Consider the following 15,227-nt stretch of genomic DNA (forward strand, 5'->3'; position numbering starts at 1 on the left):
TGTAGCCGCAAAGTTAGAATGTCCTAATTCGGCAAAGTTAGAATGTCACACTCCCCGGGTCTGATTGACGTCTGGGAGATTGCAGATGGGATTGATTGCGATGAGCGAGCGTGATCTGCAGCGGATCGAAGTTCTGTCGAAGGTTGTTGATGGTCATATGACGCTGGTGACGGCGGCGCATGTTCTGGCCTTGAGCACGCGCCAAGTTAAGCGGCTGCTGGAGCGAATACGAACATCCGGTGCGGCGTCGATCCGCCACAAGGCGATTGGGCGGCCGTCGAACAACCGGATCAGTTCCGGGGTTCGGGATTATGCAGTAGCATTGGTACGTGAGTGCTACGCAGATTTCGGTCCGACGCTGGCGCGTGAGAAGCTGATCGAGCTGCACCGGATCTCTGTTGCCAAGGAGACGCTGCGACAATGGATGACCGAGGCTGGTATCTGGGTTTCACGCAGAGAACGCAAGAAACAGGTTTTCCAGCCACGCGGCCGACGTGATTGCTTTGGCGAACTGGTGCAGATCGATGGCTCGCATCACTGGTGGTTCGAGAACCGTGGGCCCAAATGCGCCCTGCTCGTCTATATCGATGACGCGACGCTTCTCGCTCGGTGCATTTCTCAAGCGGTTGCGAAAAGCAAGCGCGAGCGTTATAAGGAATTGACAAATCCCTTATAACGGAGCCTTGAAGCCATGAGACAGATCGACCTGGCATATCGGACCATGTTCGCAGAACTGGCGCAGCGGTCTTTCGACGCGCAGTTTCAGGCTGACTTTTCGTTTGATGGTCGGTTCGTCAACGTCCCCGTCAAGGGAAAGGGCTACTGGTATTTCGAATATCCGACACCCGAGGGCGACAAGCGGCGATATGTAGGACCGGAGGCCGACGAAGAAATCACGGTCCGGGTTAAGGCGCATCGGGAAATCAAAGATGATCTCCGTGAACGTCGGCGGCTTGTCGCGGCGCTCCTTCGCAGCGGCGGCATGGCCTCCCCTGACCGGTTCGCGGGTGACGTGACCAAAGCTCTGGCGGATGCGGGGCTCTTCCGCCTGCGGGCTGTCTTGATCGGCTCCGTGGCCTTCAGCTGCTATTCGGGCCTCCTCGGTGTTCGGCTTCCGAATGCCTCCCTGCAAACCGGGGATGCCGATTTCGCGCAGGACTACGCGATCTCGGCCGAGGTCGGGGATAGCCTCCCGCCCATTATGGAGGTTCTTCAATCGGTCGATCCGACATTCCGGGCGGTACCGCACCAGTCGGATAAAGCGAGGGTGGTCGCCTTTGTGAATTCCGCCAAATATCGCGTGGAATTCCTGACGGGAAATCGGGGATCGGATGATTACGCTGGCAAGCCGTCCCTTATGCCTGCCCTTGGCGGTGCCTCGGCGGAAAACCTACGGTTCCTGGATTACTTGATCTACGAGCCTGTGAGGACCGTGCTTTTGCACCGGGAAGGCGTGAACGTGCTTGTCCCGGCTCCCGAACGGTATGCCGTCCATAAGCTCATCGTGGCCTCCAGACGGCTTACTGACGCGCCGGGGCGGGCAAAGCGGGACAAAGACCTATTCCAAGCCTCGCTGCTCGCTGAGGCTCTGAATGAGACGCGACAGAGCGATGTTCTGGCCGATGCCTACCGTGAGGCATGGGAGCGCGGGCCATCGTGGCAAGAGGCGCTCATATCGGGGTTGTGGATGATGCCTGGCAACGGGAAGGCAGCACTGGCGGCCGCCGTGGGCGTATCGGTGAATGAACTCGGCAAGGGAACAGCACAATGATCGAGGGTCGAAGCTTGCGTTCAACATCTATATGTATCATTTATAAGACGTAACTAGCGGTTACGTTTCAGTTGAGCGACATGGGCGATGCAAAAATCAAAATGGCTAGAGGTGGCGTAGTTTATCCCACGGTCGATCGTGCCATGAAGAAGATTGGCGAAGACATCTCCCTTGCCCGCCGCGTCAGAAGGATTGCGGCCGACGACTTCGCAAGGCGTATCGGCATCTCTCGCGCTACCCTGCATCGACTGGAAAGCGGAGACCCAGGCATCGGGCTCAATACTCTGGCGATGGCACTACACGCGCTCGGCCGATTGGATGCCTTTACAAACATCGCGGACCCGGTGCACGATCATGTGACAATGATGCAGATGAGGGACCAAGCCCCCAAGCGGATCAGTAAGCCGCGCGGTGTGCGGGACAGCGAGATGTTAGAAGGCACGGTGCAAGAACCTCTCGAGGCCAAAAGCAAGTTCGTTGGATTTTGATGAAAAATGAATGCGCTGATGATCGTCCCGAATGAATACCCCAGTCTTGCGACCTTGTGCTGGAACAGAAACCCCGAGCAGGCTATCGATCGCGAAATCGCGTGGCTGCTCTACCGCGCCAAATGGCGGTTCATCTACCAAGACGTTCTAACGACCAACGAAATCGCCCTGATCGAAAGCCTGACGGCCGAATTTGGCAATGGTGAAATCTTGCTCGGAGCGGACGGCCCGCCGCCGCCATTCGCTGGTGGTCCCTCCGTTTCTAGTTGACTACCGATCCGCTGCCTACACTCGCATGCCCGGACATCTCGAGAAGCTTTTTGGGAAGCTTCTGGGAATAAGGAATACAATCCGACCCTACCGTAAAGGAAGTGCGACCGGACATATTGAGGGCTTTAGCTGGCGAACCGTTGGCCTTCGGCTGACATCCCCCTGAGCTTGTCCCAAATGGGATTCCGCATATTATGCGGCGCTTTCTTGGCAAAAGGAGCCCGTCCGTCGTGCGCGAGATCAATCTTGAGTTGCGGTCTGGCGAAGTGGTTGCACTCGTTGGCGAATCCGGCAGCGGCAAGTCGACGATCGCCCGAGCGATCAGCGGCCGCTTGCCGCCCCGCGCCGGCCTGATCAGCCTTGCGGGCGGCTTGCTCGCCCCGACACTGAGGAGCCGCTCGGTCGAACAGTTGCGGCAGATCCAGTATATTTTTCAGAATCCCGACGCCTCGCTCAATCCTCGCCGATGCATCCGGGCTATTCTCGCGCGCCCACTCGATCATTTCGGTATAGAAACGGATGAAAGGGCCCTCGAAGGCGTGTTGGAGAAAGTCGGCCTGCATGCGGGTTATCTAGACCGGTTCCCGGAACAGCTTTCCGGCGGCGAGCGCCAGCGGATCTGCGATGAGATCCTGTCGGCGCTCGATGTCTCGGTGCAGGCGCGGATCGTCGAACTGCTGCGGTCCCTCAAAGAAAAACACGCTGTCGCGATGCTGTTCATCTCGCATGACCTCGCCGTCGTGCAACAGCTCGCCGACCGGGTGGCGGTGCTTTACCGCGGCGAACTGATGCAATTTTTCGATACTGACGCGCTGCTGACCGCCCCTCTCCACCCCTATACCGAAATGCTGGTGGAGGCCGCACCCGGTCTCAGTAAGGACCACTATGTTTCCCGCCCGCCGGCCATGCCGGCGTCGAAGGCAGTGCCCGGAATCGGCTGCCCGCTCGCCGGCCGCTGTCCCCGCCAGCTTGGCAGCATCTGCGCCGAGACGCGGCCGCCCGTACAGCAAACGGGCAGCGGATTTGTCCGCTGTCACGTTCCCGCAGAGAGGCTCCCGATCCGGAAAATACCGATTGCCGCTGACCCACGCGAATCAATCTATGCTGTGGGACCGTCGCCCTCTTGTCGTGGAAAATAGAGATCCTGGCTGCCAGGAACACGAAATCGAACTGCGCCAAAGCTCCAGTGGCCATCCGCAGCCTTCAGTGGGCAGAAACCTGCGACAAGGTCCTTACGATCGGATTTCAGCTCTTAGCAAAGCTAGCGAACTTCGGTGAACTCCTTGAGATCTGAACAAAGACCGCCAAACCCGAGAGCCAATGTATGTGCGTCCGCCGATTACCGTGGCAGCTTATCACTCCGACCAGATACGCACGATAATGCAGAGTAGGGTGCATATCTTCCAACTTGCTTGGGTTCGTTATCAAGCCGCTGAGCGCCTACGGTTCAATACTGCGATCAAGCGGATCCTCTGACACCGTCGGGCGAAGACACCCAACTGCGCCGGTGATTGTGAAAAGAGTGGCGCCATCGCGTTGACCGGCGACGAGAGGGCAGCCATGGCGTAGCGTGACGCGGGATTTAGGAACTTTTATAGCTGGGATCTGCACGCGTCTGCCGACTATTGTGAGCGGCGACGCGCGCCTGCCCGTGCGAATGGTCAGATTGAGCGCGAGCACGGCAGATGCAACGCTAGCGGCGTGTATACCTCTTGGCGATTGAAGGGGTCCCGCGTCTTGTTTGCGCGGACCGATCCCATAGGAAAAATCGCCCGATGCGTCCGGAGTAGCAATGTCATGACTGCCTCTCGATCGGGGCAGCCATGCATTTACGAGACGCTTAAGCTGAGTAGCGAGCTGCGGGCGCCGCATGCGACAGATTAGGACCGAGTGCCAACCGCGCAGTATCGAAGGCATTCCAGTCGGCGATGTTCGGCAAGGCGGGAATCGTGACCAGTTCGCCCTGATCGAGCCCGGAAAGTGCTGCGTCGACCATGTCGGTTGCGGACATGACGATCTCGGAGGGCAGATGCCCCACTGGAAGCCCTGCAGCATCCCAGAAGTCGGTTGCGGTCGCGCCAGGAAGAACCGTCTGTATCCGGACGCCCTTGTCGGCGAGCTCGTGATGAAGGGATTGGCTGAAGGCCAGGATGAAAGCCTTGCTACCACCATAGACGCCGTTGAGAACCTCAGGTGCAATGGCGACGATAGAGGCGATGTTTATAATCGTACCGGTGCCGCGGGATACGAAGGCAGGAGCGACGGCATAGGTCAGCCGCATCGGTCCGGTAACATTCAACGCCACCATGGCTTCCATTTTCACGATGTCAGATTGCAGAAGCGGCGCAGTGGCTCCGACACCAGCGTTGTTGACGAGGAGCGTGATGCTTGCGTCGGTGCGCAGCACCTGCTCGACGCGCGACAAGTCGTCCATCTTTGTCAGATCGGCGGGCAGCGTTTCGACCGATCGTCCGGTTTCATCTGTGATACTGGCAGCCAGCGCCTTCAGTTTGTCTCCGCTACGTGCCACCAGAATGAGGTCGTAGCCCCGCCGGGCGAGACGGTCTGCATAGACCGCACCTATCCCGGAGGATGCGCCTGTGACGAATGCGGTTCCCCTGTGTACAGTGGTGTTCATGACGGTGATCCTTCTTTTGAAGCAAGCTTGAATGCTTGCCGTAAAGAGAACCTACGCTCTATCGAACCCGTCTCAAATGTCGTATATGCAACCTTTCAGGCCACAGGAACTTAGCATGCAGCGCATTGGATTTGTCCTCGTCCCAGGTTTTCAGCTGATGTACCTGGCGGCAATTTCGGTATTCGAGTTTGCCAATATCTCCGCTGGTGAGAATATCTATCAGATCGACGTTCTGTCAGAGGAGGGTGGCCCGGTCCGCAGCTCGCAGGGCCTCACGGCGGATTCCAAGGCTTTCGACAATCCCAATTTCGATACCGTCATCTTCGGTGGCAGCATGGGGACCTTCGAGGCATCGTCCGGAATGATAGACTTCGCCCGTCGGGCAAGTGTGGCGTCAAGAAGAACCGCTTCAATCTGCACCGGGGCGTTTGTACTTGCCCAGGCGGGCCTCCTCGACGGCAAGCGAGCGACCACTCACTGGTTGTCTGCCCGCGAGCTGCAGGAGCGCTATCCAAAGGTGAAGATGGAGGAGGATCGGATTTTCATCATCGACGGAGACATATGGACGTCAGCGGGCATGAGTGCTGGAATCGATCTAGCCCTCGGAATGGTCGAAAAGGATTACGGACAAGAACTCGCTCGCTCGGTTGCCCAGAAGCTTGTCCTCTATCACCGTCGCGCAGGTGGTCAGTCTCAGCATTCCGAACTACTCAAGATGGATGCCAAATCCGATCGCATCCAGAGCTCCCTCGACTACGCCAGGAAGAATCTCAAGTCGGCGCTGTCGGTCGAGCAACTAGCCGATGCAGCACATCTCAGTCCCCGTCAGTTCAGCCGTGCCTTTCGGTCAGAGACTGGACAGTCACCCGCCAAGGCCGTCGAGCATCTGCGTCTGGAAGCCGCCCGGCTAATGATGGAGCAAAGTCGTCACCCCATAGAGTACGTCGCGGCCGAAACCGGGTTTGCCGATAGGGAGCGCATGCGTCGGGCATTCCTGCGCGCGTTCGGACAGCCACCTCAGGCCATCCGCCGCAATGCACGGGCAGTTGATGAGGGCGAATGACGGAGAACAATATCGTCGCTGTCGGGCTTCAGCCATCGCTGGCGGACCAAGGATTGTAGATCACGAGCTTTCAGGTTCCGTCCGGCTAGCGGCGAAGAGCACGGCTCGGTTTGTAATGAAGTGTAACTGGCTTTGATTGCGCAACACTTCATTACTGTAGGGCATCGTCCAAGAAACATCCCAGACACATGCGGAGCGCCTATTCCCCGAGAACCGTGAGGCAATCCGGCTTTCGCGAGAACCGTGATAGGAAAGGAACAGTTATGACTGAAATGAAGAGTTTCCTCGGGCATACTACCGTTGGCACCAACAACCTCGATGCTGCGTCGGACTTCTACGACAAGATCTTTGCCGTTTTTGGGGCCGGACGAGTCCTCGTCCAGCCGGGTCGGGCAGTCTACTATGGACTGCGGGCACCTGAGTTCGGCGTTATCAATCCCTTCAATGGACAGCGGGCCAACGTCGGAAACGGCGGAATGGTCGCGCTCCAAGCTGGCTCCCGCGCCCAGGTCCGGTACATCCACGCCCTTGCACTGAAGTTAGGCGGAACGGACGAAGGTGCGCCAGGAATGAGAACCGACGACCCGGACGGATCCTACTGCGCCTATTTCCGCGATCCGGAGGGAAACAAGTTTTTGGTCTTCCGAGTTGGACCGGAAGATCCTTCGGTAGCGGCATAACCTCGGCTCGTAGTCGCGAGGTGGTTTGCTCGAACGCACTGTGGGCCGGTCAACCGGCTCACCCGATCTCTCGAGGCCCGCCGAATCCGCACCCCCAGCGCGATCCACATAACGTCTGTAGGCTTGGGTTGTCGTTCGTACAATGGCTTACAAAACTGCCACTCAGTGGACACACGCTCGATACACGTCAGGGCTCAAATGGTGGCTCCAATCAGATCCGCGCCCCCTGATATGGGCTTACGACGCGGCGGGCACGAAGCATCTCACAAAAGGATCAGGACATGAAATTCAATGGAAAAATAGCTGCCGTTCTTCTTATCGCAAGTGCCGGCTTATCTATGCATGCGGCGCACGCGCAGCAGAACGGAATTCAGCGCACCGACCTGGTGCAAAACGATATCAGCGCTCCGGGCCGCGAAGTCCTTCAGGTGCGTGTCGATTTTCAGCCTGGCGCAGTTTCGATCAAGCACTCCCATCCGGGCGAAGAAGTCGCGTATGTGCTAAAGGGTACGCTCGAATATCAGCTGGAGGGTGGGCAACCTGTCACGCTCAACGAAGGCGAATCGCTTTTCATTCCGGCGGGCGTTGCGCACGTTGCGAAAAACGTCGGCGACGGTGAAGCTTCGGAGCTAGCAACGTATGTTGTCGAAAAGGGATCGCCTCTCGTCGTTCCCGTAAAGTGAACAATCTTGATCATCAACTTGTCCTCGGGAAAGGGGTGCAATCTTGACCACTCATCAATCAAGTGGAAATTCATTCCTCTCCCGCAGAACTGCGGGGCAACAATCAAGGTGAGACTCAGCGTCAGTCAGGGTGAGACTCGGCGGCAGGGGTGTGACGAAGGGAGGGCGTAGCCAACCGGAGTTACACCCGCGTCGCGGCGCCATCTTCGGCTCTCATGATCGCGGTTAGCCCGGTTAGACAAGGCCTATCTTCTCTGTCGAGTGCCAGGGCCGCCAACTGGCGTTTTTAACACTTCAGAACGTTTCAGATTTCCTCACAGAGGTTAAGTGGCCTCTGAATTCGACTGCGCGTACCATGTTTTCGTGGGGCAGACCTGCCCCCCGCGAAAGTGCAAACCGGAACCGGCTGCGAATGTGCGGCTTGATACAGGAGGACGACATGTCTGCAATATCGCTAGCGCCAACCCGGCGCGAACTACTTACAACCGCCGCCGCCGCCGCCGCCCTCAGCGTGCTTCCCGGAGCGGTGCGCGCGGCGGCCGGAGGTGTTTCGATCCGCCCCTTTACCGTCAGTATCCCCCAGGAAGCACTCGACGAGCTACGCCGGCGCATTACTGCGACACGCTGGCCGGATCAGGAAACGGTCGATGACCAGTCGCAAGGCATACAGCTAGCGAAGCTCAAGCCGCTCATCGACTACTGGGGCATGGGTTACGATTGGCGAAAGGCGGAGGCCAAGCTCAACTCCCTGCCTCAATTCATAACCACGATCGACGGCGTGGACATTCACTTTATCCACGTGCGCTCGCGTCATCCAAACGCTATGCCGTTGATCATGACGCATGGTTGGCCCGGCTCGGTGTTTGAGCTGCTCAAGACGGTCGGGCCACTCACCGATCCCACCACCCATGGTGGAAGTGCAGAGGACGCATTCGACTTGATCCTGCCGTCGATCCCGGGCTTTGGCTTCTCCGGCAAGCCAAAGGACACCGGTTGGGGTCCTGAGCGCATCGCCCGGACTTGGGCGGAACTGATGAGTCGCCTCGGCTACACCCGCTACGTCGCTCAGGGCGGCGACTGGGGCTCCCCCATATCGAGCGCGATGGCGCGTCAGTCACCGGCGGGATTGCTTGGCATTCATATCAATTTGCCGGCGGCTATCCCGCCTGAGATTGCTGCTCTGCTGGCCGCCGGGGCGCCGGCGCCGGCGGGACTGTCCGAGAAGGAGCGCGCGGCGTTCGATGCGCTGAGCGCGGCCGCCAAAATGGGCAACAGGTCATACGCCGTGATGATGGGCGCCCGTCCGCAGACGATCGGTTACTCCATCTCGGACTCACCGGCCGGACTTGCAGCGTGGCTGCTCGGACATCCGGGGTTCTCACATTGGACGTTTGACAACAGCGATCCCGAAAAGTCGCCTGATGAAGTGCTCGATGACGTCACTCTGTACTGGCTGACCAACAGCGCGGCCTCATCGGCGCGGATTTACTGGGAATACAGCGGACGCAGTCCGGTTTTGTCGGCGCCGGAGATGACGGCAGAGATCTCGCTCCCGGTGGCCATCACCGTTTTCCCGGAGGAGATCTATCGGACCCCGGAGACATGGGCGCGACGGGCCTATCGCAACCTGGTCTACTTCCATGAGGTCGACAAAGGCGGACACTTCGCCGCTTGGGAACAGCCGCAGCTTTTCTCCGCCGAACTCAGAGCCGCGTTCCGATCTCTGCGGAAGGAAATCTGAGCGCGCGAAATCCGTCACTCACAACAATTCTGTTATCCCAAGGGGAAGCGAACATCAAATGGGATAAGACACCGCTCACAAGGCAGCCGCAGAAAGCACCGGCAACCGACGACAATCCGCCCTTCAACCTCTTTGGGCCGGAACGATACCGCAGCTCAACGCGGTCGTCGCAGCGGGCCATACGAGATATGTTGATACGCTTGACCCGCGCCCCGGTTGTGACATGCGGTTTGCAAGTCGAAAATTCGCAGTGGGAGATTGGCGCGACGCTTGTTCCGGGTGGAGGCCCCGATGGCTCGACTTCCACGGCCGATTGGCCGCTGTCGGCGCTCGAAACGCTACTGAGCGTAGCGACTATTAATGGCGAGATTGCCCAGCGGGTACGGCTATTTGAACCGGTCGTTGCCGGACACTGACCTCGACAGGCTCGGCGCTGCGGCGGCGCGCCGTCTCGTCCCGGAGGACTTGTAGAGCGCCGCTCCCGGCATCGCATCGCTGACTTCGAAAGATCAGCACGCGCATCTTTCTCCTCTGGCATCGCGTTCCTTCCCCTTAGCGCAACTGAAAGGGCGAGCATCTCACCAACCGACACCCGACAAACAACCCAATCAGGGGGCGGCATCATTTCTGAACGAGGGGCGGCTTGCCTTGGAATTTGCAGGCATCGCGCGGAGTGCGGTCATCCGTGTCTCTTGAGACGGAAAACCGTCAATTCGCCCAATCTCCGCAAAAAGCCGACTCTGCTGTGAATGACTATGCCGGCATGGCGCCTTGTCCATGAACTTGAAATTGCCGATCTTGGTCTCCCCGTCGGTCCCCGAGACAAAGGCGCATTCGCCTTTTGATCAGCGCGATTTGCTAAAGCTTTATGTCTGTGACTATCTCAACGAAGTTCGCTCGTCGTGCCGCCGAGAGGCTCTAAACCCGTTTGAACAAGTGGACGGAAGCGATGGCCGGGAAGCCCCACTACTTTGGAGGAGAACGACAGTAACTGACCTGTCTCGCTGCCTTTCGCAGTGTCGCGAGATAACGAGGTGACGAAGACTTGGTCGAGAAAAGGACCGCCAAAACACAACATAGAGGGCGCAGCGACGGGAAGGATTTGGCGCTCCAGCAACTGGCCTTCGGGAGAAAATCGGTTGAGGCAGCCTGCCCAAGCGCCGGCGGTCCAGTAGGAGCCCTCGCTATCGACCGTACCACCGTCCGGACGCCCTTCGGTCTCTGACGGCCGGGCCAGGACGCGACCAGAGGAGATTTCGCCCGTTTCGGGGTCGTAGTCGAATACCCGGATAATCTGGCCGCGGCTGTCGGAATGAAACATCCGACGCCCATCCGCTGACCACGCGAGGCCGTTCGAGGTAAAGAGCCCGTCGAGCATACGCATGCAGTGTCCGTCATGATCGATCCGGTACAGCGCGCCCTCAGGGCGGCGGGGGGTTGTCTCGCTTATGCTCCCGACCCAGAAGCGCCCCTCAGATATCTCGAGGCCAGCTGAATCCGCCTCCCAGCGGCGATCGACATAACGTCTGTAGGCTTGGCGTCGTCGTTCGTACAATGGCTTACAAAACTGCCACTCAGTGGACACACGCTCGATACACATCAGGGCTCAAATGGTGGCTCCAATCAGATCCGCGCCCCCTGATATGGGCTTTACGACGCGGCGGGCACGAAGCATCTCACAAAAGGATCAGGACATGAAATTCAATGGAAAAATAGCTGCCGTTCTTCTTATCGCAAGTGCCGGCTTATCTATGCATGCGGCGCACGCGCAGCAGAACGGAATTCAGCGCACCGACCTGGTGCAAAACGATATCAGCGCTCCGGGCCGCGAAGTCCTTCAGGTGCGTGTCGATTTTCAGCCTGGCGCAGTTTCGATCAAGCACTCCCATCCGGGCGAAGAAGTCGCGTATGTGCTAAAGGGTACGCTCGAATATCAGCTGGAGGGTGGGCAACCTGTCACGCTCAACGAAGGCGAATCGCTTTTCATTCCGGCGGGCGTTGCGCACCTTGCGAAAAACGTCGGCGACGGTGAAGCTTCGGAGCTAGCAACGTATGTTGTCGAAAAGGGATCGCCTCTCGTCGTTCCCGTAAAGTGAACAATCTTGATCATCAGCTTGTCCTCGGGAAAGGGGTGCAATCTTGACCACTCACCAATCAAGTGGAAATTCATCCCTCTCCCGCAGAGCACTGCTTCTTAGCGCGGCGGCGATTGGATCATCGGCCCTGCTACTTTCCGGAATGCCCGGGGTATCCGGTGCAAGGGCGCAAACTTCAAGCGTAGAAATCCGTCCTTTCCGGGCAGACGTCGCACAGTCATCCGTTGACGACCTACGCCGCCGGCTGGCGGAGGCGCGGTGGCCGGAAGAAGAAACGGTCGGGGATCGGTCTCAAGGCGTGCAACTCGCCAAATTGAAAGCGCTCATGCAATATTGGGAGACAGGCTACGATTGGCGCAGTGCGGAGGCAAGACTGAACGCCCTACCCCAGTTTCTGACGAACGTCGACGGCCTTGATATCCACTTCATCCACGTGCGCTCCCGTCATCCCAATGCGCTTCCACTCGTCATGACACACGGCTGGCCAGGTTCGGTCTTCGAGTTGCTGAAAGTGATCGGACCGTTAACAGATCCCACCGCCCACGGAGGGTCTGCTGATGACGCCTTCCATCTTGTGCTGCCTTCCATCCCCGGTTTTGGCTTTTCCGAAAAACCCAGCGGCACGGGCTGGAATCCCGGACGCGTAGCAACGGCATGGGATACTCTCATGAAGCGTTTGGGCTACACAAATTACGTGTCGCAAGGCGGTGACTGGGGGGCGATCATTTCCGACGCCATGGGCCGGCAGGCACATCAAGGGCTGCTGGGAATCCACGTCAACAGGATAGAACGCTCCACCACAATCCCACCGGAAATCGGCAAGGCGCTCAGGAACGGTGATCCCGCCCCAAAGGGATTGTCCACGGAAGAGCGAGCCTTGTTCGACGAGGCCCGCGAGTTCCTCACCAAAGGATTTGGTTATGCGGCGATAATGGGAACGCGTCCTCAAACGATCGGGTACGGGGTTTCCGATTCTCCGGTTGGGCTGGCGGCGTGGATTTATGACAAGCTCGCCGACTGGGTTTTCACCCGCGGGGATCCGGAGCGCTCGTTTACCAGAGACGAGATTCTCGACAACATATCCCTCTATTGGTTCACCAACACCGGGACCTCCAGCGGCCGAATATACTGGGAAAACAGCGCTGCAAACGCCAAACTTGTTCCAATCAGTATTCCCGCCGCGGTTACCGTGTTTCCGGGAGAGGTCTACAGGCCACCTAAAAAGTGGGTTCAGCGGGCCTATACCAATCTCATCTACTACAACAAAGTAGCCAAGGGTGGCCACTTCGCGGCGTGGGAGCAGCCAGACCTTTTCAGCCAAGAAGTAAGAGCGGCGTTTAGGACATTGCGGTAGGTTCAACCGCTGTCGTTTGACCCCTGCACTTTCCACGTCGCTGATAGGACCAGGGGGACACGAAACATGGTGCTTATGGTTTCACCCAAAAATGGCTGTCCCGATTAAGGGCAGCCCTGTCACGGCGCCGCGCCGCGGAGGAGCGGCATTTTGCCGAGCGCAGTGTGATCGGTCGAATTGCGCCGCTAATCGGCTCTGGGATTTTACAATTCGATCATTCTCTTCAGTCCCACGGTGACCCTGTGAGTACGGTCGCTGGCCCGGAGCTTGACGAGTATGTTTTCGGCATTAAGCCAGCGATAGAGCATGAATTGGCGTGCGATCAAGTCTATTCGTTGGTTCTATTGGCTGTTGCAGCGACGGCCAAATTCCGGACAAGCTGGGCCGCTGACATCGGCTTCGCGAGAGGGTAGGCCTGCCCAGCCCACAAGGGAGAGAAATCAGCCCGGCCGTGTGCCTCGGCAGCGCTGCGCAGTGGGCCCAATGCCGTTCCAGCCGTCGGAAACACCGGAGCAAGTTCTGAGACAGGGCCAATCTCCGAGATCAGGCGGTTTACTATCCCCCTTGCCGGGCGTCCTGTGAATAGGTTTGTAATTACCGTGGCACTGTCGTGCGAGGCTAATGCTGAGCGACAGACCGCGTGGATTCGAGCTTCGGATGTCACAAGAAAAGCCGTGCCGACCTGAACTGCGACCGCACCAAGCGCAAATGCCGCTGCTACTCCCCTTCGATCCGCTATACCGCCGGCCGCGATGACCGGAACCGTCACCGCGTCAACAACTTGAGGCACGAGCGCCATCGTCCCAACCTGGCTTGCCATATCGTCAGTGAGAAAGTTGCCTCGATGCCCCCCGGCCTCCCATCCCATCGCAATGATCGCGTCGACGCCGCGGGCATCCAGCCACCGCGCCTCGGCGACGGTGGTGGCCGAAGAAAGCACTTTTGCGCCAGATTTCTTGACCCTCTCGAGGAGCGGTGGTGATGGCAGACCGAAGTGGAAGCTCACCACCTCCGGACGGTACTCCTCCACGATGGTACAAAATGCGTCATCAAAGGGCGCTCGTCCAACTTCGGGAATAGGAATGTCGGCATCAAGGCCCTCTTCGAGGTAGTATTTTGCAAGCCGCCTTCGCCACGCAGACTGCTGCCCTGTGTCATGACTTGCACCCGCGTGGCAGAAGAAGTTCAAGTTGATTGCTTTGCTTGTACCGGCGCGCACCTGGTTCAGTGCCTCCCTGAGATGGGCCTCCGTATAAAGGGCACTCGGAAGAGAACCAAGCCCACCCGCGTTGCTCACGGCGACAACCATTTCCGGCGTCGTCGATCCGGCCATCGGGGCCTGAATGATCGGGAGTTCGATCCCGAGAAGATCAAGCAGTCGATTGTCATGTCGCATTGGAAAAAACCGCTCCACTTCGGTGCCACCCCAGGGAAGGATGAGAACGAGCTCGTGTCCCCAAGAAAAAAGCCTTACACTTTATCTCCGTGTTCGCCTTCACGGAGACAGGGCTTGTACCCCGACGGCGTCAGACGCTCAGCATCTTGACCAGTTCCTTCGCGGCCGAGGCCGACGAGGCAGGATTCTGACCCGTGATCAGCAGGCCGTCCACGACCGTGAAATCCGCCCAGTCCGCGGCCTTTTCGTAGCTGCCACCCAAACGCTTGAGGTCGTCTTCGACAAGGAAAGGCACCACATCGGTCAACCCGACGGCGTCCTCCTCCGAGTTGGTGAAGCCAGTGACCCGCTTGCCCTTGACAAGCGGCTGCCCGTTAGCGACGACTTTGCTGAGAGCCGCGGGGGCATGACAGACCGCTGCGACTGGCTTACCAGAATTGTAGAATGCCTCGATCAGGGCGATGGATGCAGGATCGTTCGAAAGATCCCACATTGGACCGTGGCCGCCCGGGTAGAAAACCGCGTCATAGTCCTCGGAGTGGACGCCCACAAGTTTCACGGTGGTGGCCAGAACCTTCTGAGCGGCCTCGTCCTCTTTGAAGCGGGTCATTGCGTCCGTCTGGTTGCCCGGCTCGTCGCTCTTTGGGTCGACGGGTGGTTGGCCACCCTTCGGCGAAGCCAGGGTTACATCCGCTCCGGCGTCCTTGAAAACATAATATGGCGCAACAAACTCTTCCAGCCAAAAACCAGTGGGCTTTCCAGTATCGCCAAGCTGATCATGTGAGGTCAGCACCATCAAGATCTTCATTGTCGGTCTCCCAAATCGTGCGCGGAGTGCCCGCAGTGCCAGCGGCCGGTTGACGCGCCGCACGAATACAATGGTCGATTACCAGGCGAGGCGGAATGCATCCGTTGCGACATTCAGTCTTCCGCAAAACGGCAGACTTGCTTTGCTCGGTCGTTACACCAAGACCCGGCCATACTGTTTATATCACGTTCCCTCCAAAGCGTTCACTCTTCCACTTCCGGCATCTCTATCTTCCGGCG

At 58.5% G+C, this 15,227-nt stretch carries 14 protein-coding genes and 1 pseudogene; 11 read left to right on the forward strand and 4 right to left on the reverse strand.

The genetic code is table 11. From position 1 onward, the window contains the following. Positions 1-85: 85 nt before the first annotated feature. The 5 genes and pseudogenes from ACP7E0_RS28445 to ACP7E0_RS28465 all read left to right on the forward strand — a co-directional run. Positions 86-598 (forward strand): annotated as a pseudogene (locus tag ACP7E0_RS28445) (helix-turn-helix domain-containing protein); the annotation flags it as partial. Between the two features lie 93 nt (positions 599-691). After that, a complete protein-coding gene (locus tag ACP7E0_RS28450) occupies positions 692-1,771 on the forward strand; it encodes a nucleotidyltransferase family protein (RefSeq protein WP_426129918.1) in 1,080 nt (359 codons plus the stop codon). 80 nt (positions 1,772-1,851) lie between these two features. Continuing rightward, the gene (locus tag ACP7E0_RS28455) at positions 1,852-2,259 is read left to right on the forward strand and encodes a helix-turn-helix domain-containing protein (protein WP_426130053.1); all 408 of its coding nucleotides are present in this window, start codon (positions 1,852-1,854) and stop codon (positions 2,257-2,259) included. An 18-nt stretch (positions 2,260-2,277) separates the two neighbouring features. After that, positions 2,278-2,529, forward strand: coding sequence for a hypothetical protein (locus tag ACP7E0_RS28460; protein ID WP_426129920.1), 252 nt, complete (start codon positions 2,278-2,280; stop codon positions 2,527-2,529). Positions 2,530-2,759: 230 nt separating this feature from the next. Next, positions 2,760-3,668, forward strand: a complete 909-nt coding sequence (locus ACP7E0_RS28465; protein WP_426129921.1) for an ABC transporter ATP-binding protein — start codon at positions 2,760-2,762, stop codon at positions 3,666-3,668. A 701-nt stretch (positions 3,669-4,369) separates the two neighbouring features. Here ACP7E0_RS28465 and ACP7E0_RS28470 read toward each other — a convergent pair. Further along, the gene (locus ACP7E0_RS28470) at positions 4,370-5,167 is read right to left on the reverse strand and encodes an SDR family NAD(P)-dependent oxidoreductase (RefSeq protein WP_426129922.1); all 798 of its coding nucleotides are present in this window, start codon (positions 5,165-5,167) and stop codon (positions 4,370-4,372) included. A 115-nt stretch (positions 5,168-5,282) separates the two neighbouring features. Here ACP7E0_RS28470 and ACP7E0_RS28475 point away from each other — a divergent pair, with 115 nt between their 5' ends. From ACP7E0_RS28475 to ACP7E0_RS28490, 4 genes are all read left to right on the forward strand, one after another. Beyond that, a complete protein-coding gene (locus ACP7E0_RS28475; RefSeq protein ID WP_426130055.1) occupies positions 5,283-6,230 on the forward strand; it encodes a GlxA family transcriptional regulator in 948 nt (315 codons plus the stop codon). A gap of 263 nt (positions 6,231-6,493) precedes the next feature. Beyond that, a complete protein-coding gene (locus ACP7E0_RS28480) occupies positions 6,494-6,910 on the forward strand; it encodes a VOC family protein (protein WP_426129924.1) in 417 nt (138 codons plus the stop codon). Positions 6,911-7,191: 281 nt separating this feature from the next. Further along, on the forward strand, positions 7,192-7,593 hold the full coding sequence (locus tag ACP7E0_RS28485; RefSeq protein WP_426129926.1) for a cupin domain-containing protein: 402 nt from the start codon (positions 7,192-7,194) through the stop codon (positions 7,591-7,593). Between the two features lie 439 nt (positions 7,594-8,032). Beyond that, entirely contained in the window at positions 8,033-9,334 is a 1,302-nt protein-coding gene (locus tag ACP7E0_RS28490; RefSeq protein WP_426129928.1) for an epoxide hydrolase family protein, read from the forward strand. Between the two features lie 883 nt (positions 9,335-10,217). Here the strand turns inward: ACP7E0_RS28490 and ACP7E0_RS28495 are convergent. Next, the gene (locus ACP7E0_RS28495) at positions 10,218-10,934 is read right to left on the reverse strand and encodes an SMP-30/gluconolactonase/LRE family protein (RefSeq protein ID WP_426129930.1); all 717 of its coding nucleotides are present in this window, start codon (positions 10,932-10,934) and stop codon (positions 10,218-10,220) included. Positions 10,935-11,028: 94 nt separating this feature from the next. On the opposite strand from ACP7E0_RS28495, the gene ACP7E0_RS28500 reads away from it, so the two are divergent. Further along, positions 11,029-11,430 (forward strand): cupin domain-containing protein, encoded by a 402-nt coding sequence (locus ACP7E0_RS28500; RefSeq protein WP_426129932.1) that lies wholly within the window; start codon positions 11,029-11,031, stop codon positions 11,428-11,430. 127 nt (positions 11,431-11,557) lie between these two features. Then, complete coding sequence (locus tag ACP7E0_RS28505; protein WP_426130056.1) at positions 11,558-12,784, forward strand: epoxide hydrolase family protein; 1,227 nt, start codon at positions 11,558-11,560, stop codon at positions 12,782-12,784. A gap of 328 nt (positions 12,785-13,112) precedes the next feature. Here ACP7E0_RS28505 and ACP7E0_RS28510 read toward each other — a convergent pair whose 3' ends face one another. Continuing rightward, on the reverse strand, positions 13,113-14,180 hold the full coding sequence (locus ACP7E0_RS28510) for an NAD(P)H-dependent flavin oxidoreductase (protein WP_426129934.1): 1,068 nt from the start codon (positions 14,178-14,180) through the stop codon (positions 13,113-13,115). Positions 14,181-14,310: 130 nt separating this feature from the next. After that, positions 14,311-14,988 carry a type 1 glutamine amidotransferase domain-containing protein gene (locus ACP7E0_RS28515; RefSeq protein ID WP_426129936.1) on the reverse strand — a complete coding sequence of 226 codons (678 nt, stop codon included), beginning with the start codon at positions 14,986-14,988 and terminating at the stop codon, positions 14,311-14,313. Positions 14,989-15,227: the final 239 nt, after the last annotated feature.

The sequence above is a fragment of the Pararhizobium sp. PWRC1-1 genome (assembly GCF_049897905.1).
Taxonomy (GTDB): domain Bacteria; phylum Pseudomonadota; class Alphaproteobacteria; order Rhizobiales; family Rhizobiaceae; genus Pararhizobium.